The following is a 17949-nucleotide window of genomic DNA, read 5'->3' on the forward strand; positions in this document are numbered from 1 at the left end:
GTGCTTATTTTTTTAGTTCACAGTCAGATATTTGTTCTATTTCAATATTATGGTTTCTCAGGAACGATATTCCATCGTCATCCGAATACTCATTTATATACACCAGTCTCGCAATTCCTGCCTGCAGAATCAGTTTACTACATTCTTTGCAGGGAGACAGCGTCAGATATAACGTTGCCCCTTTTGCAGATTGAGTAGAAGCGGCCAGCTTTAATATAGCGTTCGCTTCAGCATGCAATACGTACCAGTGTGTTCTCCCTTCTCCATCTTCACAGCAGTTTTCGAATCCCGAAGGAGTCCCGTTGTAACCATCTGAAATAATCATCCTATCTTTTACGATAAGAGCTCCCACCTGTTTTCTCTTACAGTAGGAGAGTTTTGCCCATTCCTGAGCCATTTTTAGATAAGCTTTATCAAACTTATTCATACCGCAGCATTGTTTTTTTTTCGAAATAATTTGGATTAAAATCTTTTGAAAGATTAAAAGTTAGGCTTTCTCTTCTCTAGAAACGCAGTAACTCCTTCTTTCTTATCTTCCATTTCAAAAAGTTCTCCGAAATATTTGATTTCAGTTTCAAAACCTTTATCCGTATCAGATAAATTTACGGCATTTATAGCCTTAGATATTGCCATAGGTGAATTGTGGGCAATGGTGTTCGCTAATTCTTTCGTTTTAGTTAATAATTCTTCGATAGGGTATACTTCGTTTACCAGTCCGATTTCTTTTGCTTTTTGAGCAGGAATCATTTTGGCAGAGAAGATCATTTCGTTGGCAATACCTTTTCCGACAAGCTTTGGAAGCCTTTGTGTTCCTCCATATCCCGGAATTAATCCAAGAGTTACTTCAGGAAGCCCTAGTCTGGCGTTTTCCGATGCATATCTGATGTGGCATGCCATGGCAAGCTCTAAACCTCCCCCTAATGCAAATCCGTTTACGGCTGCAATGACAGGTTTGGACATGTTTTCAATTTTATTGAACAATATATTTTGTCCGTTTCTCGCTAATTCTTCAGCTTTTTCCTGTCCGAAATCACTGAATTCCTTGATGTCAGCTCCGGCAACGAAAGACTTTTCTCCACTTCCGGTAAGAATAATTACCCTGCAGGAAGTATCAGCATTAAGCTCATCCATTGCGGCACTGATTTCCTGAATTGTTTTTGCATTTAAAGCATTTAAACTTTCAGGTCTATTTATGGTAATAATAGATAATTTATCTTCTTTTTTTAATAATATATTTTCGTAACTCATTTTTCCACTTTAAAATATCATCCTTTGCAAATTATGAATTTTTTACAAAAAAAGGAAAAATCTTATTTTTTTTCCTTTTTTTTAATTTATTGTTCAATATGATTATTTGGAATGATTCATCATATTTGCATCAATATTGACGTTTAGTTGAGAAGCTACTTTCATGCCAAGCTCAATATTGGCACGGAAAAAGTGACATAATTGTCGGTTAATGATCTCATCTTTTTTAAGTCCGCTTATTCCCTTCATGCTCCCTATGATATTTTTGATCAGATGATCTCTGTCTTCTGCATTCATTGCTTTTGAATAAAGAAGTCCCGGCTGAGTATAATGATCACTGTCGTTATCATTTCTGTTATAACTTGCAACATGAGCACTATCCAGCTCATATTCGTAGTTTTTATAATCAGAATCCGGTTGGATGTCATCAAAGCTGTTAGGATGGTAATTCGGTTTATCCTGATATTGGCTTGAGTCTGCCATATAGCCGTCTCTCTGGTAATTGTTGACTTCAAAAGGACATCTGTTTACCTCCAGCTGATGCGAATTCACTCCAACTCTGTATCGGTGTGCATCAGGATAAGAGAACAATCTTCCCTGCAGCATTTTGTCTGGTGAGAAGCTGATTCCGTTAATCAGGCTACTTGGTGAGAAAGTAGATTGCTCCACATGGGCAAAATAATTAACAGGAACTTCATTAAGCTCCATTTCTCCTACTTCGATCAAAGGGAAATCATCATGGAACCATACTTTTGTCACATCAAAAGGATTCCATCTGAAATCTTTTGCCTGTTCCTCAGTCATTACCTGGATGTATAAGGTCCATTTTGGGAAATCTCCATTTTCAATGGCATTGCAAAGATCTTCCTGTGCAAAGTCTGGATTTTCACCAGCCATTTTTCCTGCCTCTTCATCTGTGAAATTTTTTACTCCCTGTTTTGTTTTGAAGTGGAATTTCACCCATACTCTTTCATTTTTATCATTGATCATAGAGAAAGTATGAGATCCGAAGCCATGCATATGTCGGTATCCGTAAGGTGTACCTCTGTCTGACATTAATATAAGGACCTGATGAAGAGATTCAGGATTTAAACTCCAGAAATCCCACATCATGGTGGCGCTTTTCAAATTGGTTTTTGGAAGTCTTTTTTGAGTATGAATAAAATCCGGGAATTTTTTTGCATCCTTAATAAAGAATACCGGCGTATTATTTCCTACAAGATCCCAGTTTCCGTCTTCTGTATAAAATTTTAAGGCAAACCCTCTTGGGTCTCTTGCGGTATCTGCGCTTCCTTTTTCTCCTCCTACAGTAGAAAATCGGGCAAACATTCTGCATGAATTTCCAACTTGTGAGAATAATTTTGCTTTCGTATACTGGCTGATATCATGAGTTACGGTAAAAGTCCCGTATGCTCCGCTTCCTTTGGCATGCACAATCCTTTCAGGAATTCTTTCCCTAACGAAATGGGCAAGATTTTCCTGAAGAATAAAATCTTGCAGCAATACCGGGCCTCTTGGTCCTACCGTCTGTGAATCCTGATGCTCAAAATAAGGTGTGCCGTTGCTTAACGTTAATTTTTTAGAATCCATATCATTGATGATTTGTATAAATGTTTTTTGTTTTTCTAAATCGAAGTGTAAAGGTAATGAATGTCAAATTTACTTGAATTTTTAATTGCTAATAGCAAAAACGTTATATCTTTGTAATAGATAATATTAATCAAATGAACATTCAGCAACTGGAGTATCTTATCGCTGTTGATAAGTATAAACATTTTGGTAAAGCCGCTCAGGCGTGTTTTATTACCCAACCTACGTTAAGTGCCATGATACAGAAATTTGAGGATGAACTGGATGTGAAGGTTTTCGACAGGACTACCCACCCAATTCGTACTACGGATGTAGGGCTGCAGATTATTGATCAGGCTAAGGTTATTATAGAATCTGTCAATGAGCTGAAAAACAAAGCCAATCTTTTGAATAATATTCTGGGCGGAACCATCAACCTGGGAATCATTCCTACTGTTTCATCTTTTATCCTGCCTACGGAAATTTTCAAATTCCTTGAGGATAATCCAAAGATTCAGATGAATGTAAAAGAAATGACTACTGATAATATTATTAAAGCTTTGAAAGCCGGAGAACTGGATGCGGGAATTATCTCTACTCCTTATGATACAGCGGATGAGTTTTATCAGGATTTCTTATTCAATGAAGAACTGATGATCTACAGTTCCAATACTGAAGCCAACAAAAAGAACGCTTACATCATTCCGGAAGATTTGAATGTAGAAAAAGTTTGGTTGCTTGAAGAAGGAAACTGTCTTAGAAATCAGTTTGAAAATATCTGTCATCTGAAAGAAAATACGCTGAAACCTAAAAATTTAGACTTCCTGGCTTCCAATATCCAGACTTTGGTACATATGGTAGATAAAGTAGGAGGGATCAGTATACTGCCGGAACTTGCATTGAGCCAGCTTTCTGAAGAGCAGAAGAAAAATGTCTTCAGATTTAAAAAGCCTTTCCCATACAGAGAAATCAGTATTATTTACTACAAGCCTACCTTTAAGCAAAAAATTATTGATGAATTGTCACATTCTATCAAAACTGCTTTGGAACTTAAGCTGAATTATCATGCAAGTCCTAAAGAATTTGTAAGCATAAAGCCTCAGTAGTGAAAATGCTTTAAAGTGATAGAAATCATTAATTTAAATAATATCATAATTAATAAACAAAATTTTTGAGTATTACGAAAATAGTACTTAACTTTGCTGACGTTTATTACGAGGAAAAATTTGACCTGATTGCAACCTCTATAAAAAAATGCTAAAACAGTATAGTATTCTTTTTTCTGGGCAATTTTATTTCATATTTTTCTACAAAATTATTTTTTTTAAATCTTTAAAAACAAAAGAATTATATGTCTTATTTATTTACATCTGAATCAGTTTCAGAAGGACATCCGGATAAAATCGCCGATCAAATTTCCGATGCACTTATCGATCATTTTTTAGCATACGATAAAAATTCTAAAGTAGCATGTGAAACTCTTGTAACTACCGGACAGGTGGTATTGGCAGGAGAAGTAAAATCTGATGCTTACCTTGATGTACAGACGATTGCCAGAGAAGTAATTAATGGAATAGGGTATACAAAAGGAGAATATATGTTCAATGGAGATTCATGTGGGGTTATTTCCGCAATCCATGAGCAGTCACCTGATATCAACCAGGGAGTTGACAGAGTAGTAAGTGACGAATCTTTCGAAGCTAAAGCAAATGCACAGGGAGCAGGAGACCAAGGAATGATGTTCGGGTATGCTACCAATGAAACGGCAAACTATATGCCTCTTGCATTGGATCTTGCCCATACAATCCTTAAAGAGCTTTCTGCAATAAGAAGAGAAAATAAGGAAATCACTTATCTTCGTCCGGATGCAAAGAGCCAGGTAACGATTGAGTATTCTGATGATCACAAACCTGTTAGAATTGATTCTATCGTGGTTTCTACTCAGCATGATGACTTCGGAAATGAAGAAGAAATGTTGAACAAGATCCGTGAAGACATTAAAAATATTTTGGTTCCTAGAGTAGTTGCACAACAAACTGAGGAAATCAAGGCTTTATTCAACGATCAAATCAAATATCACATCAACCCTACAGGTAAATTCGTTATTGGAGGACCTCACGGAGATACTGGTCTTACAGGTAGAAAAATCATTGTTGATACCTATGGAGGTAAAGGAGCTCACGGTGGTGGTGCTTTCTCTGGAAAAGATCCTTCTAAAGTAGACAGAAGTGCTGCTTATGCAACAAGACATATTGCTAAAAACTTAGTGGCAGCAGGAATTGCTGATGAAGTTTTGGTACAGGTTTCTTATGCAATCGGTGTAGCTGAGCCTTGTGGTTTATACATCAATACTTACGGAACGGCAAAAGTAGATCTTCATGATGGTGATATCGCTAAAAAAGTTTCTACAATTTTCGATTTAAGACCTTATGCTATTGAGCAGAACTTAAAATTAAGAAATCCTATTTATCAGGAAACAGCTTCTTACGGACATATGGGTAAAGAGCACTATATAGCTGATAAAACGTTCAATAAAGGACATAAAAAGAACTTACATTGAAAGATCTTGAGTTCTTTACTTGGGAAAAACTAGACAAAGTAGAGGAAATTAAAACCGCTTTCGGAATTTAATTTTCCCTTTAGAGAATAATAAATAAGCTGCTTTATCTTTGGGTAAGGCAGTTTTTTTTAATTTTACACCTTAATAATATAGAAAGATGATGAATTTTCGAACTGTAATTGCTGTTCTGTCCCTATTTTTACTAAGTACACTGGTAAAAGCACAATACACCATGCATAAGATGATCAGTGTGGGATATACTTACCAGAATCAAAGTTTTGGTGAAGTAGGAGGTAAATTGCTTTTCCTTAAAAATGATGATGTGGTTTACAGATTAGGAGGATCTGCCATGATGGGAGTTGCAGACTCTAAGTTTGCGATTATGCCCAAATTACAAGCTGACATTCTCCTTAATTTTGCAAAAAATGTAGACTTTTATCACTCTTATTACTTTTTAGCAGGTGCTGAAGGAACCAATAAATACATTGCTCCCAAAATAGGAGTAACCCTATTCGGGATGCTGGACCTTACAGGAGGCTATGCTTTTCCTATCGGAGATGCCCGATTGAACGGAAAAGAGATGAAAGGGCTAAATATTAATTTTACATTAAATATCCCTACTGTATTCATTCATGACATGTTTAAGTGATTTTTTTTAAATTTTTCTTTTGAAAATTTAATAATAGGTTAACAGTTATTAAAAAATTATTATATTTACATCATAATAATTGTACTACCGCCTATAGAAGAGACTCTACTCTACACTGTTTTGTTTATGCAGCAAAGGCCAGATAAAATATCTGGAGGAATGTCTGTCTGCAAATATTTATATTGAGAAGAGTTATGAAATCAGAATCGGATAGTTTACTAATTTCCCTTTACCAGAAAGGAGACGAGGAGGCGTTGTCAATCCTCATTCACCGACACCAGAGAGAACTGTTTACATTCATTTTTTACAAAATTAATGATGAAGATTTGGCCAACGATATCTTTCAGGATACATTCATGAAGATCATTGTCATGCTGAAAGAAGGGCGCTATAACGAAGAAGGTAAATTTATTCTTTGGGCGAAAAGAATTTCCCACAACCTAATTATCGATCATTTCAGATCAAAAGCGAAAAACATTAAAGTTTCAGAAACTACTTTTGAAACCGATGAGTATTCTATTTTTGATTTGATCAGAGAGCCTTCGGAAAATATTGAAGATCAGCTTGTCACCAACCAGATTCAGGAAGACCTGTTGAGGATGTTACTGTTTTTACCGCAAAACCAGCAGGAGGTAATCAAACTGAGGTTTTTTGATGGTCTGAGTTTCAAGGAAATTGCGGACCACACGGATATGAGCATTAATACTACTCTGGGAAGAGTACGGTATGCGCTGATAAACCTGAGAAAAATCATGGATGAAAACAACATAATATTAACCAGATAAATAATATTTCGGAAAATTTCACGTTTTAAGGAAAACATACTTCGCTTATGAAAAAAAATGACTCCTTAAAAGTGAAAACTTTGAAACCTAAGAAACAAACCATTGATTTTTTGCTTAATTTTTCCAAAGGTCTTGAAATTGTGAAAAGCAAGAGCAAAAATTACCCTATTTTAAAAAATTAAAATGACTAACTTTGTGCTGTATGAAAATGCAGCATGTTTTTTTTGACCTGGATAATACACTCTGGGATCACCGCAGGAATGCCTATCTTACCATCAAAGACCTTTTTGAAAAACAGGAAATTACTTCAAAGTATCATATTGACTTTGAAGAGTTTCATTCTGTTTACCACGATATCAACGAAGAGTTGTGGGAAAAGATCAGAGACGGAATTATTGGCAAAGAGTATTTGAGAGAACACCGTTTTTATGATTCATTTAAACATTTTGGAATAGATAATAAAGAGCTTGCCCTTTATTTTGAAGAAAATTTCCTTGACAATATTGTGGGTTATAACGAATTGGTGGAGGGAGCAGAAGATGTCCTGGAATATCTGAAAGCTAAGAATTATACATTACACATTATTTCCAATGGATTTCAGGATGTAACGGAAAGAAAATGTACGCTGTCCGGGATCGCTCCTTATTTTAAGACGATTACCAGTGCAGATGCAGTGGGGGTGAGAAAACCCAACCCAAGGATTTTTGAATACTCTCTAGGGCTTTCTGAAGCTAAAAAAGAAGAAAGTATCCTCATTGGAGATGACTGGATCGCTGATGCTATGGGAGCAACAGACTTTGGAATGGATGCCATCTTTTTTGATGTCTATAAAGAAGACAAGAAGAAAGAAGGTTTAAAAGCCATTACCCATCTTCAGCAAATTAAAGAATACTTGTAAAATATCAATACAGTATATACAAGCCATTAAGTTCATCTTAATGGCTTTTTCGTTTTTAAAAGACGTAATACAAAATACAAACTCTGTGATAAGCCCATTTTTTTGCTGAAATCATTTTTCCTAATTCTTTCCTAAATTGATTATGACCTTTGCTTTATAATAATGACAATAAAACTTAATGTTATGAAAAATGTAAAGAAAATCACAGGAGTATTGATGATCATGTTTTTATTAATGGGAGGATTAATTTCCGCACAGGACAGAGCAATCAATGCCAATCAGTTACCCAAAACAGCCAAAACCTTTCTTGCTTCCCATTTTAAAGGAATAGCCGTAAGCTCAGCAATAGAAGACAGAGAAATCTATGGAGTAGACGAGTACAAAGTATATCTGACCAATGGAATGAAAATAGAGTTCGACAGCAATGGAAACTGGAAAGAAATTGATGGTAAACATCAGAAAGTACCTTATGGCTTCATTCCTGTATCGATCAGAAATTACAGTACGAAGAATTTCCCGAATACTTATATCGTTAAGATCGAAAAGAAAAGATGGTCTTATAAAACAGAACTTTCCAACGGGCTTGAACTTGAATTTGACAGAAACGGGAATTTTAAAAGAATTGACGATTAAATCAGAATTAAAAATTAACACTAAATCTTAATAGTATGGTCAACTGGAATTTAATAAACAGCAGCGGAAGAAAGATTTCTTCTACACAGATTAGAAAAAATATGGTTTCATTTATGACAAGGAATCATCCTTGCAGTGTGATAGATTGTATTGAAAGAAAGTATAATGCTTATAAAATTCACCTGATGAACGGTTTATGTCTCGTTTTTGATGCTGACGGCCGTTATGTGAAATCGAATTAATTATTGATGAAAATGAACATGAGAGAAGAGAGCAGAGATTATTGGTGTATGCTGGATATAGTATCAGTGATATATCATAGTACACTTATATTGGTAATCCTTTCGTAGGCTTTCGAAGTCGGCTTCCCTCCTTATAATTTCATATATTTGATATACCTTAATGATGCAGCAGAATATATAGATCCAGAAAGTATGAAGATTTTAATAGTAGAAGATGAGCCGGAATTGAAAGATACTGTACAGAAATTTCTGGAAGCAGAACATTTCATTGTAGAATATGCGGAAAATTACAGTGATGGGCTGGAGAAAATTATTTCTTATGAATACGACTGTATTTTGCTTGATATTATGCTGCCTGACGGAAACGGTATAGATCTGCTGAGGGAAATCAAAAAAATGCATAAGAAAGATCCGGTGATCATTCTTTCTGCCAAAGATTCAGTAGATGATAAGGTAACCGGATTGGAAATAGGAGCTGATGATTATCTTGCAAAACCTTTTCACCTTGCTGAACTGATGGCAAGGATCAGATCTGTCATAAGGAGAAAGAACCAGGATGGTGAGAATATCATCAGATATAAAAATATAAGCATTGATCCGGAAAATAGAATCGTAAAAATAGGCAACGAAGAGCTGGTGCTTAATCGGAAAGAATATGATCTTTTATATTATTTTGTCATTCATCCGGAAAAGACCTTACAGAAAACGACATTAGCAGAAGCGATCTGGGGAGATTATATAGATCAGGCAGACAGTCTGGATTTTATTTATTCACAGATTAAAAACCTTCGCAAAAAACTGAAAACCCTCCATGCGGACGCTGATTTCCAGGCTGTCTATGGTATAGGATATAAATTTATCTGATGAAAAGTTCATTAAAATACTACACCATAAAATACCTTATCATGGTCCTTCTGCTCATTATCGCAGTGTGGGCAGGGCTGTTTTATGCGTATATCCTGGATGAAGTACATGATAATGTGGATGATGGACTGAGGAACCGTAAAATACAGATTATCAAGGCTGTTTATCTTAATCCTCAGCTGTTGAATAATAATGACTTCGGATTCAATGAATTTAAAATCAATGCCATTAAAGCTGAAGAGTATCAAAATAAAAGCAGACTCTACAATAAGATGTACTACATGGAGTATGATGATAAAGACCAGCCTTACAGAGTTCTTGAGGCGGATTTTATCGATCAGTTCAAAAATCAGCAGAGGCTTGTCATCAGAACCTCTACTGTAGAAGAAGACGAGCTGATTTACGATCTTACGACTGCCTTGATCGTGCTTTATATCCTTTTGGTAGTAAGTATTGTGGCGGTGAACGGATATCTACTTAACAAAGCCATGAGGCCGTTCTACTTAATCCTGGATAAACTTAAAAGATATCAGTTTGGAATTCCTTTTTCTCAGGAAGAACAAAACTACAAGATCACTGAATTTGAAGAACTGAATGTGGAAATCAATGAAATGATTGAGCGTAATGAACTTGTTTTCTACCAGCAGAAACAGTTTATAGAAAATGCTTCCCATGAACTTCAGACTCCCTTGGCTATTGTTATCAATAAAATTGATCTTCTGATCCAGAATGATGATCTTGATAAAAAGAATCTTACTTTTCTTACTGAGGTTAAAAATGATCTGAGAAGAATGGTAGGCTTAAACAAATCTTTATTAATGCTGTCCAAAATTGAAAACAGCCAGTTTAATAAAACATCAGATGTTGATTTTAATCATCTGATTAGTCAATTGGTTCAGAATTACGAAGATTTTATTGCCTTTAAAAAAGTAGAAGTCAGCATTATTGAGAAAGGACGATTTATTGCAGATTTTAATCAGGATCTTGCTGATATTCTATTGTCTAACCTTCTTAAAAATGCAGTTAAATATAACAATGAAGAAAGAACTTTGAATATCATCGTTGAAAATAATAGAATAACATTCCAAAACAGTGGATCATCTTTACCTTTGGATAAATCCAGGATCTTCAACCGTTTCTATAAACAAGGATCAGATCATACTTCCTCCGGATTGGGACTGTCTATCATTAAAACCATTATAAAGCAATATCCAGGCTGGGATATTACTTATGAATACGGAGACAAGATGCATTATTTTATCCTTACAAAGAATAACAACAACTTTAATAAATAGAAAAAGCCTTTCAGATGAAAGGCTTTCTTATGTTGATCACTCAGAATTAAAATCCTAAGCTTGTTCTTACTCTTTTAAGAGTTTCCAGAGCAATAGGTCTGGTTTTCTCAGCACCTTGCTGTAGTTTTGCTTCCAGTTCGTCAAGATTGCTCATGTAATAAGCGAACGTTTCTCTTTCTTTGGCAAAACGAGCCAGGATAAGATCAAGCAATTCTTTTTTAGCATGTCCGTATCCGAAGTTTCCGGCAAGATATTTTGCTCTCAACTCTTCAGTTTGCTCAGGAGTTGCAATAAGCTCATAAATCTGGAAGGTTTTATCCGTTTCAGGATCCTTAGGTTCTTCCAAAGATTTAGAATCAGACTCAATACTCATGATCTGTTTTTTCAGCTCTTTTTCAGGTAAGAAAATATTAATGATATTTCCCATCGATTTAGACATTTTGCGCCCATCGGTTCCGGGAACATATTTGGTGTCCTGCTGAAGTTCTGCCTGAGGTAATACAAGAATCTCACCCATCTGGTTATTAAACCTCGAAGCAACATCTCTTGCGATTTCCAAATGCTGAAGCTGGTCTTTTCCTACAGGAACAATCTCAGCACCATACAGCAAAATATCCGCAGCCATCAAAATAGGGTAGGTAAACAAACCTGCATTCACATCCTGAAGACGATCAGCTTTATCCTTGAATGAATGGGCTAATGTTAATCTTTGATAAGGAAAAAAACATGATAAATGCCAAGATAGTTCACAGGTTTCAGCGATATCACTTTGTCTGTAGAAGAATGTTTTTTCAGTATCTAATCCACAAGCAAGCCAAGCCGCAGCAATCTCGTAGGTATTCTGTCTTAAAATCTGCGCATCTTTAATCTGCGTAAGCGTATGAAGATTCGCGATAAATAAAAATGATTCATTTCCTTCCTGCTTGGATAGTTCAATAGCAGGAATAATTGCACCCAATAAATTTCCAAGATGGGGTGTTCCGGTGGCTTGTATGCCGGTAAGAATTCTTGACATTTGTTTAAAATTTATATTTAAAAATTAATGAATAGCAAATTTACGAGGTTTGCCGGGAATAATGAATTAAAAAAGATAAAAGATATTGTCATTTAAAATTCAATAGCGGTGAGCTTTAGCCCAGCCAGATTAAATGAATAACCCATCCATTGGCTTTAGCCAAAACCTATCAACTCACCAACCTTCTGTAAAAACTTGTGTAATCTGTGTTTAAAAACAATTAAGGAATTACAATCTTTTCTCCTCCGAATTTCGGTTCTACTCCGAAAAGAAGATCCCAGTATGCTTTAGCTTTGGCAAGATACTCTCTCATATTAGTCTTTAAGCCTGCGTATTTATTCACGTCGGCTGCATTATACCCAAAGGCTTCCATCCCATTTTTTCTGGCAAGGAAAACGGCTCTTTCATTATGGAATTTTTGAGAAATAATGATCACTTTTGTCTGGCTGAAAATATCTTTTGCCCTTACCACAGAATCCAGCGTTCGGAATCCGGCATGATCCATAATGATTTTATCCTGTGGAACTCCACTATCTATTAATGCCAGCTGCATATCTTCAGGTTCATTATAATCTTTGGTGCTGTTGTCACCACTGACGATGATGTACTGTATTTTTCCGCTTTTAAATAAGTCTGCAGCAGCTTTAATTCTGTTGTAGAAATAAGCGTTTGGTGTTCCGTTGCTTAATGTTTTTCCAGTGCCCAGTAACAGTCCGGTTTTTGCTTCCGGTACATCAGCAATAGTATAAGAAACGAAGGATTCGCTATCCTTTTTAATGCTGTAATTGGCCCAGGCAATAAAAATAATTCCTGCAACCAGAAGAAGCAGGAAAATTTTAAAAATATTTTTGATTATTTTTTTCATCCGAAAATAGATCTTTTAAAACTCAAGCCCATTCGGGAATGCTTTTTTTCTGAAGATTAATAGGAATGCTGCTCCTACAGTAATAGCAGAATCTGCTACATTGAAAATATATTTGAAGAATTCAAAATGCTTTCCTCCTATTAGCGGCCAGCTTTCAGGAACAGTCCAATCTACCAATGGGAAGTGAAGCATATCTACCACACAGCCTTTCATAAAAGTAGAATATCCATGTCCGAAAGGAGCCATCTTAGAAATCCCGCCATAGCCTATCCATCGGTCAATGCTTGGATCATAAAGGGTTCCGCTGTCGAAGATCATTCCGTAGAACATTCCGTCGATAAGGTTTCCGATAGCTCCTGCAAAGATGATAGCCATGGGAATCAAAAGATAATTGGAAGCTCCTTCTTTTAACCATTTTTTAAACATGTACACCATTCCTCCGATAAGGAAAACTCTTAGGATAACCAGGAAATATTTTCCGATAATTCCTCCAAAGTGAAATCCATAGGCCATTCCCGGGTTTTCCACAAAGGTTAGCTTAAAGCCTGGTAAAACAGTTACACTATCATCCAGATTAAAATGGGTTTTAATGTAAATTTTTGAAGCCTGGTCAATTAACAACACTAAAAATGTTATCGCTAATATCTTTTTCATTACTGTTGTCCTTTAGGTTTTGAAGGTTTTACAGCAGCAGGTTTTACATTTTTATTATCGCTTGCTTTCTTGATCACTTTCTGTCCGTTATACGAACTTTTGACGTGAGCTTTTTCAAACTTAATGTTCATTTCTTTCAGAACAGTTTTCAGTGCGCTAAGCTCCATTGCATTTTTTGGATGTACTATAATAGATTCCATTTCTTATATTTAATTTTTACATTTTGGACAATTCGTCGAGCCGTTTTCTTTCTTTTTCTGACAAATCATTGACTCCGTTTTTGCCCATTTTGCTCAAAAGTTTGTCGATTTCTCTTTCCCTGTCACGCTTATCAGAATTGAATTGATCATCAATAGTATAGTTCTTCTTCTGATCAGGGAAGAATCTGTTTTTGATCCATTCTCTGTTGAAAAACAACAATACTACTGCAACAATAGCTCCCAAAATTAATAATCCGCTCATGGGTATACATTAAAAATTAGGTCTATAAAGTATCCGTGAATACAATATAAACCCAATATTATTTTACAAACCTTACGGCTATTTCTGCATATTTTTCGCTTCGATGCTCAGCGTAGCGTGAGGAACGGCTAAAAGTCTTTCCTTTGGAATCAATTTTCCTGTTACTCTGCAAACACCATACGTTTTGTTTTCGATTCTGATCAAAGCATTTTTAAGGTCACGCACGAATTTTTCCTGTCTTCCTGCCAAAATAGAGTTTTGCTCTTTGCTCAGCGTTTCTGCTCCTTCTTCAAAAGCTTTGAAGGTAGGAGAGGTATCATCAGTTCCATTATTCTGGTCATTGATGAAACTTTCTCTGATAAGCTGAAGATCTTTTTCTGCTTTTTCTATTTTTTCTTTTATGATCCCTTTAAATTCCTGTAAATCAGCATCGCTGTATCTAACTCTTTCGTCTGACATATTCTTTCTCTTTTTTAATAAAATTATGAAATGGAATTTGAAATATAATAACTATATGTTAATTTTTTTCAACATTTATCTTAAAATTAACCTCATCTATTTCTATTTCGTTAAAATTTGAAAGTGAAGATACAATTTCTATTTTATTTGACAAGACTTCAGAAGAAATATATTCCTCATTTTTCTTAATATCATCAAGGAATGGAGAGTTTTCTTCAATGGAGATATTAATCCTGTCTGTCAGTTCAAAGTCCTTATCTTTTCGCAGATTTTGAATTCTATTAATGAACTCCCTTGCGATCCCTTCAGATTTTAATTCATCGGTTAACGTCAAATCTAATGCCACAGTTGTTTTTCCGTCGGAAGTAACTGTCCATCCCGGGATGTCTTTAGTTGAGATTTCCACATCATCAAGAGTGATCTCATATCCCTGAATATCAAGTTTTCCTTCTTTTTCAAGACCGGCAATCTGTTCTGTGCTAAGATTGGCAATCTCTGCACCTACTACCTTCATGTCTTTTCCTAATTTAGGACCAAGAGCTTTGAAGTTAGGCTTTATCTGTTTTACAATTAAGTGAGATGCTTCTTCAGCATTGATTAACTGTAGTTCTTTTACATTCACTTCCTGTTTGATCAGATCAGCTACAGCAAGAATCTGCTCTTCTGTTTTCTTATCCAATACAGGAACCAATACTTTTTGTAATGGCTGACGAACTTTTACATTTTCTTTCTTTCTCAATGAGAAAACCATACTGGTAATATTCTGAGCCAAATGCGTTTTTTCAACCAGATCCTGATCTATTAAGCTTTCATCAGCTATTGGGAAGTCCGTTAAGTGTATTGATTCAAAACTTTCTTTTCCAGTTACTTTATTTAAATCCTGGTATAATTGATCCATAAAGAACGGAGCAATAGGAGCAGATAGCTTTGCAACTGTCTCAAGACAAGTGTATAAAGTCTGGTAAGCAGAGATCTTGTCATCAGAATAATCTCCTTTCCAGAAACGTCTTCTGCATAATCTTACATACCAGTTACTTAGATTGTCATTCACGAAGTTACTGATCGCTCTTGCTACTCTTGTAGGCTCATAATCTTCATAGAATGCTTTCACATCCTTGATCAAAAGATTCAGTTCGGAAAGAACCCATCTGTCGATTTCAGGGCGGTTTTCCACCTCTTTTTCTGAATAGTTGAAGCCGTCCACATTCGCATACAAAGCAAAGAATGAATAGGTGTTATAAAGTGTTCCGAAGAACTTTCTTCTTACCTCGTCAATTCCTTCAATATCAAACTTCAGGTTTTCCCATGGGTTCGCATTGGAGATCATATACCAACGTGTAGCATCCGGTCCGTATACAGAAAGTGTTTCGAACGGATCTACTGCATTTCCTAAACGTTTTGACATCTTTTGTCCGTTCTTATCCAGAACAAGACCGTTACTCATTACATTTTTATAAGCAACAGAATCAAAAACAGCCGTTCCGATTGCGTGAAGCGTATAGAACCACCCACGAGTCTGGTCAACACCTTCTGCGATGAAATCAGCAGGGAATGCTTTATTGTTATCAATTAATTCCTTGTTTTCAAAAGGATAGTGCAATTGAGCATAAGGCATAGAACCTGAATCGAACCAAACGTCGATCAAGTCGCTCTCACGTCTCATTGCTTTTCCTGAATCGGAAACCAATACTATTTTGTCTACTACATTTTTGTGAAGATCCACAAGATCATAGTTAGATTCAGCCATATTTCCGATGATGAAACCTTTGAACGGGTTTTCCGTCATCAATCCAGCTGCAATTGATTTTTCAATTTCGTTGTAAAGTTCTTCTACAGAACCGATGATCTTTTCTTCTTTCAGGTCATCTGTTCTCCAGATTGGCAACGGAATACCCCAATATCTTGAACGGGAAAGGTTCCAGTCGTTTACATTTTCCAACCAGTTGGCAAAACGTCCCTCTCCGGTAGCTTTCGGCTTCCAGTTGATTTCTTTGTTTAAATTAACCAGTCTGTCTTTTACAGCAGTCATTTTCACAAACCATGAATCCAACGGATAGTACAATACCGGTTTGTCTGTTCTCCAGCAATGTGGATAAGAGTGGACATATTTCTCTACTTTGAAAGCCTTGTTTTCTGTTTTCAGCAGGATCGCAAGTTCTACATCCCAAGATTTCTCAGGAGCAGTTCCTTCATCGTAATATTCGTTTTTGATATAAGTCCCGGAGAATATCTCAGGAACATTTTCTCCTTTGATGAATTTACCTTGTAAATCTACCAATGGTACAAGATTGTCATTTTCATCTTTTACCAACATTGGCGGGATCTCAGGCTGAGCCATTTTAGCAACTCTCGCATCATCAGCACCGAAAGTAGGCGCTGTGTGAACGATACCTGTACCGTCCTCAGTTGTTACGAAATCTCCCAAGATTACTCTGAATGCATTCTCAGGATTGTCATTAGGTGTAAACCAAGGAACCAATTGCTCATACCTTGTGTCAACAAGTTTTTCTCCTGTAAATTCTTTTACTATCTTGAAAGGAATTACTTTAGTCTCCGGAGTATAATTCGCAAAATCCTCATCTGTACCTTCTGTAAACTTTTTACCGAAAACCTTAGGTAAAAGAACGCTCGATAAAACAACCGTTACAGGTTCAAATGTATATTGATTGAAGGTTTTCACTACAACATATTCAATATCTCTACCTACGGTAAGAGCGGTATTGGATGGCAGCGTCCAAGGAGTCGTCGTCCATGCAAGGATATGTACATCTCCCTCAACATCATTGAATAATGCTGAAGAGTCTTTCTTCACTTTAAACTGGGCCACAACCGTTGTGTCTGAAACATCACGATAGGTCCCGGGCTGATTCAGCTCGTGAGAAGAAAGTCCTGTTCCTGCTTTTGGAGAGTAAGGCTGGATTGTGTAGCCTTTGTACAACAAGTCTTTGCTATACAACTGCTTCAATAACCACCAAACGGTTTCCATATATTTTGACTTGTACGTGATGTATGGATCATCAAGGTCTACCCAATACCCGATTTTCTCGGTAAGGGTATTCCATACATCCGTATAACGCATTACTGCTTCACGGCAAGCTTTGTTATAATCTTCAATAGAAATTTTTTTGCCAATATCTTCTTTAGTGATTCCTAATTCTTTTTCTACGCCTAGCTCTACAGGAAGTCCGTGTGTATCCCAACCCGCTTTACGGAAAACCTGTTTCCCGTTTTGGGTCTGATAACGACAGAAAATATCCTTTAATGCTCTAGCCATAACGTGGTGAATTCCGGGCATACCGTTTGCTGAAGGTGGACCTTCATAAAAAACAAACTCAGGATTTCCCTGACGAATCTCAACACTCTTATTGAAAGTTTTATTTTGTTTCCAAAATTCCGCTACATTCTCTGCTACGTCAATAAGGTTGAGGTTTTTGTATTCTTTAAATTGGCTCATTGTAAATATCTCAATATCGTTGATTAATTAAGTCTGCAAATTTACTAAAATTTGTCGGTTTATAATATATGTTTTATTTAGGTAATTTCTATTAAAAAGTTCAATCTCAGAAATATAAATGAAGAAAGTGTTGAAAAGTGAATGATGAGTAGCGAATAAGTAAGTTTTTTTGGTGTTTTTAGATGAACTTTAGGGTGTTTGATTCAATAGAAGCGGGCTTTAGCTTGTTTAAAAATAAGATCATAATCCATTGGCTTTAGCCCAAACTTGAAAATAACTTGTCACCACTATTTCATT

At 36.0% G+C, this 17949-nt stretch carries 18 protein-coding genes and 1 pseudogene; 9 read left to right on the forward strand and 10 right to left on the reverse strand.

Annotated features, from left to right (window positions below; translation table 11 throughout):
- Positions 1-4: 4 nt before the first annotated feature.
- From LF886_RS03000 to LF886_RS03010, 3 genes are all read right to left on the reverse strand, one after another.
- Entirely contained in the window at positions 5-427 is a 423-nt protein-coding gene (locus LF886_RS03000) for a deoxycytidylate deaminase (protein WP_124535757.1), read from the reverse strand.
- A gap of 53 nt (positions 428-480) precedes the next feature.
- Positions 481-1248, reverse strand: a complete 768-nt coding sequence (locus tag LF886_RS03005; RefSeq protein WP_103232639.1) for an enoyl-CoA hydratase/isomerase family protein — start codon at positions 1246-1248, stop codon at positions 481-483.
- Positions 1249-1350: 102 nt separating this feature from the next.
- Positions 1351-2838, reverse strand: coding sequence for a catalase (locus LF886_RS03010; RefSeq protein WP_236852665.1), 1488 nt, complete (start codon positions 2836-2838; stop codon positions 1351-1353).
- A 134-nt stretch (positions 2839-2972) separates the two neighbouring features.
- On the opposite strand from LF886_RS03010, the gene LF886_RS03015 reads away from it, so the two are divergent.
- The 9 genes and pseudogenes from LF886_RS03015 to LF886_RS03055 all read left to right on the forward strand — a co-directional run bounded on the left by LF886_RS03015 (position 2973) and on the right by LF886_RS03055 (position 10743).
- Positions 2973-3923, forward strand: a complete 951-nt coding sequence (locus tag LF886_RS03015) for a LysR substrate-binding domain-containing protein (RefSeq protein WP_236852666.1) — start codon at positions 2973-2975, stop codon at positions 3921-3923.
- Between the two features lie 245 nt (positions 3924-4168).
- Positions 4169-5448, forward strand: a pseudogene (metK, locus tag LF886_RS03020) (methionine adenosyltransferase).
- An 86-nt stretch (positions 5449-5534) separates the two neighbouring features.
- A complete protein-coding gene (locus tag LF886_RS03025) occupies positions 5535-6026 on the forward strand; it encodes a hypothetical protein (protein ID WP_236852667.1) in 492 nt (163 codons plus the stop codon).
- Positions 6027-6220: 194 nt separating this feature from the next.
- Positions 6221-6811 (forward strand): RNA polymerase sigma factor, encoded by a 591-nt coding sequence (locus tag LF886_RS03030; RefSeq protein WP_236852668.1) that lies wholly within the window; start codon positions 6221-6223, stop codon positions 6809-6811.
- A gap of 202 nt (positions 6812-7013) precedes the next feature.
- A complete protein-coding gene (locus LF886_RS03035) occupies positions 7014-7709 on the forward strand; it encodes a YjjG family noncanonical pyrimidine nucleotidase (RefSeq protein ID WP_236852669.1) in 696 nt (231 codons plus the stop codon).
- A 183-nt stretch (positions 7710-7892) separates the two neighbouring features.
- Positions 7893-8342 (forward strand): PepSY-like domain-containing protein, encoded by a 450-nt coding sequence (locus tag LF886_RS03040; RefSeq protein WP_236852670.1) that lies wholly within the window; start codon positions 7893-7895, stop codon positions 8340-8342.
- 35 nt (positions 8343-8377) lie between these two features.
- Positions 8378-8584: a PepSY-like domain-containing protein gene (locus tag LF886_RS03045; protein ID WP_236852671.1), complete on the forward strand. Its 207-nt coding sequence runs from the start codon at positions 8378-8380 to the stop codon at positions 8582-8584.
- Positions 8585-8776: 192 nt separating this feature from the next.
- Positions 8777-9448, forward strand: a complete 672-nt coding sequence (locus LF886_RS03050; RefSeq protein ID WP_124535743.1) for a response regulator transcription factor — start codon at positions 8777-8779, stop codon at positions 9446-9448.
- Positions 9448-10743, forward strand: a complete 1296-nt coding sequence (locus LF886_RS03055) for a sensor histidine kinase (protein WP_236852672.1) — start codon at positions 9448-9450, stop codon at positions 10741-10743. Before LF886_RS03050 ends, LF886_RS03055 begins: the two co-directional genes overlap by 1 nt.
- Before the next feature lie 46 nt (positions 10744-10789).
- On the opposite strand, the gene trpS is transcribed toward LF886_RS03055, so the two are convergent.
- The 7 genes from trpS to ileS all read right to left on the reverse strand — a co-directional run bounded on the left by trpS (position 10790) and on the right by ileS (position 17652).
- Entirely contained in the window at positions 10790-11758 is a 969-nt protein-coding gene (gene trpS, locus LF886_RS03060) for a tryptophan--tRNA ligase (RefSeq protein ID WP_152290484.1), read from the reverse strand.
- Between the two features lie 220 nt (positions 11759-11978).
- Complete coding sequence (locus tag LF886_RS03065; protein WP_236852673.1) at positions 11979-12623, reverse strand: vancomycin high temperature exclusion protein; 645 nt, start codon at positions 12621-12623, stop codon at positions 11979-11981.
- 15 nt (positions 12624-12638) lie between these two features.
- Positions 12639-13277 (reverse strand): lipoprotein signal peptidase, encoded by a 639-nt coding sequence (locus LF886_RS03070; protein ID WP_103234273.1) that lies wholly within the window; start codon positions 13275-13277, stop codon positions 12639-12641.
- A complete protein-coding gene (locus LF886_RS03075; RefSeq protein WP_236852674.1) occupies positions 13277-13477 on the reverse strand; it encodes a DUF2683 family protein in 201 nt (66 codons plus the stop codon). Before LF886_RS03075 ends, LF886_RS03070 begins: the two co-directional genes overlap by 1 nt.
- Positions 13478-13493: 16 nt before the next feature.
- Positions 13494-13739: a DUF6576 domain-containing protein gene (locus tag LF886_RS03080; RefSeq protein ID WP_103234271.1), complete on the reverse strand. Its 246-nt coding sequence runs from the start codon at positions 13737-13739 to the stop codon at positions 13494-13496.
- A gap of 78 nt (positions 13740-13817) precedes the next feature.
- Positions 13818-14198 (reverse strand): TraR/DksA family transcriptional regulator, encoded by a 381-nt coding sequence (locus LF886_RS03085; RefSeq protein ID WP_236852675.1) that lies wholly within the window; start codon positions 14196-14198, stop codon positions 13818-13820.
- 58 nt (positions 14199-14256) lie between these two features.
- Positions 14257-17652 carry an isoleucine--tRNA ligase gene (gene ileS, locus LF886_RS03090; RefSeq protein WP_236852676.1) on the reverse strand — a complete coding sequence of 1132 codons (3396 nt, stop codon included), beginning with the start codon at positions 17650-17652 and terminating at the stop codon, positions 14257-14259.
- Between the last annotated feature and the right edge of the window lie 297 nt (positions 17653-17949).

Source organism: Chryseobacterium sp. MEBOG07 (genome assembly GCF_021869745.1).
GTDB lineage: Bacteria > Bacteroidota > Bacteroidia > Flavobacteriales > Weeksellaceae > Chryseobacterium > Chryseobacterium viscerum.

Excerpts from the sequence above, each read along its gene's own strand:
- LF886_RS03000 (WP_124535757.1), bottom strand. The coding sequence starts at position 427 with ATGAATAAGTTTGATAAAGCTTATCTAAAAATGGCTCAGGAATGGGCA.
- LF886_RS03005 (WP_103232639.1), bottom strand. The coding sequence starts at position 1,248 with ATGAGTTACGAAAATATATTATTAAAAAAAGAAGATAAATTATCTATT.
- LF886_RS03010 (WP_236852665.1), bottom strand. The coding sequence starts at position 2,838 with ATGGATTCTAAAAAATTAACGTTAAGCAACGGCACACCTTATTTTGAG.
- LF886_RS03015 (WP_236852666.1), top strand. The coding sequence starts at position 2,973 with ATGAACATTCAGCAACTGGAGTATCTTATCGCTGTTGATAAGTATAAA.
- LF886_RS03025 (WP_236852667.1), top strand. The coding sequence starts at position 5,535 with ATGATGAATTTTCGAACTGTAATTGCTGTTCTGTCCCTATTTTTACTA.
- LF886_RS03030 (WP_236852668.1), top strand. The coding sequence starts at position 6,221 with ATGAAATCAGAATCGGATAGTTTACTAATTTCCCTTTACCAGAAAGGA.
- LF886_RS03035 (WP_236852669.1), top strand. The coding sequence starts at position 7,014 with ATGAAAATGCAGCATGTTTTTTTTGACCTGGATAATACACTCTGGGAT.
- LF886_RS03040 (WP_236852670.1), top strand. The coding sequence starts at position 7,893 with ATGAAAAATGTAAAGAAAATCACAGGAGTATTGATGATCATGTTTTTA.
- LF886_RS03045 (WP_236852671.1), top strand. The coding sequence starts at position 8,378 with ATGGTCAACTGGAATTTAATAAACAGCAGCGGAAGAAAGATTTCTTCT.
- LF886_RS03050 (WP_124535743.1), top strand. The coding sequence starts at position 8,777 with ATGAAGATTTTAATAGTAGAAGATGAGCCGGAATTGAAAGATACTGTA.
- LF886_RS03055 (WP_236852672.1), top strand. The coding sequence starts at position 9,448 with ATGAAAAGTTCATTAAAATACTACACCATAAAATACCTTATCATGGTC.
- trpS (WP_152290484.1), bottom strand. The coding sequence starts at position 11,758 with ATGTCAAGAATTCTTACCGGCATACAAGCCACCGGAACACCCCATCTT.
- LF886_RS03065 (WP_236852673.1), bottom strand. The coding sequence starts at position 12,623 with ATGAAAAAAATAATCAAAAATATTTTTAAAATTTTCCTGCTTCTTCTG.
- LF886_RS03070 (WP_103234273.1), bottom strand. The coding sequence starts at position 13,277 with ATGAAAAAGATATTAGCGATAACATTTTTAGTGTTGTTAATTGACCAG.
- LF886_RS03075 (WP_236852674.1), bottom strand. The coding sequence starts at position 13,477 with ATGGAATCTATTATAGTACATCCAAAAAATGCAATGGAGCTTAGCGCA.
- LF886_RS03080 (WP_103234271.1), bottom strand. The coding sequence starts at position 13,739 with ATGAGCGGATTATTAATTTTGGGAGCTATTGTTGCAGTAGTATTGTTG.
- LF886_RS03085 (WP_236852675.1), bottom strand. The coding sequence starts at position 14,198 with ATGTCAGACGAAAGAGTTAGATACAGCGATGCTGATTTACAGGAATTT.
- ileS (WP_236852676.1), bottom strand. The coding sequence starts at position 17,652 with ATGAGCCAATTTAAAGAATACAAAAACCTCAACCTTATTGACGTAGCA.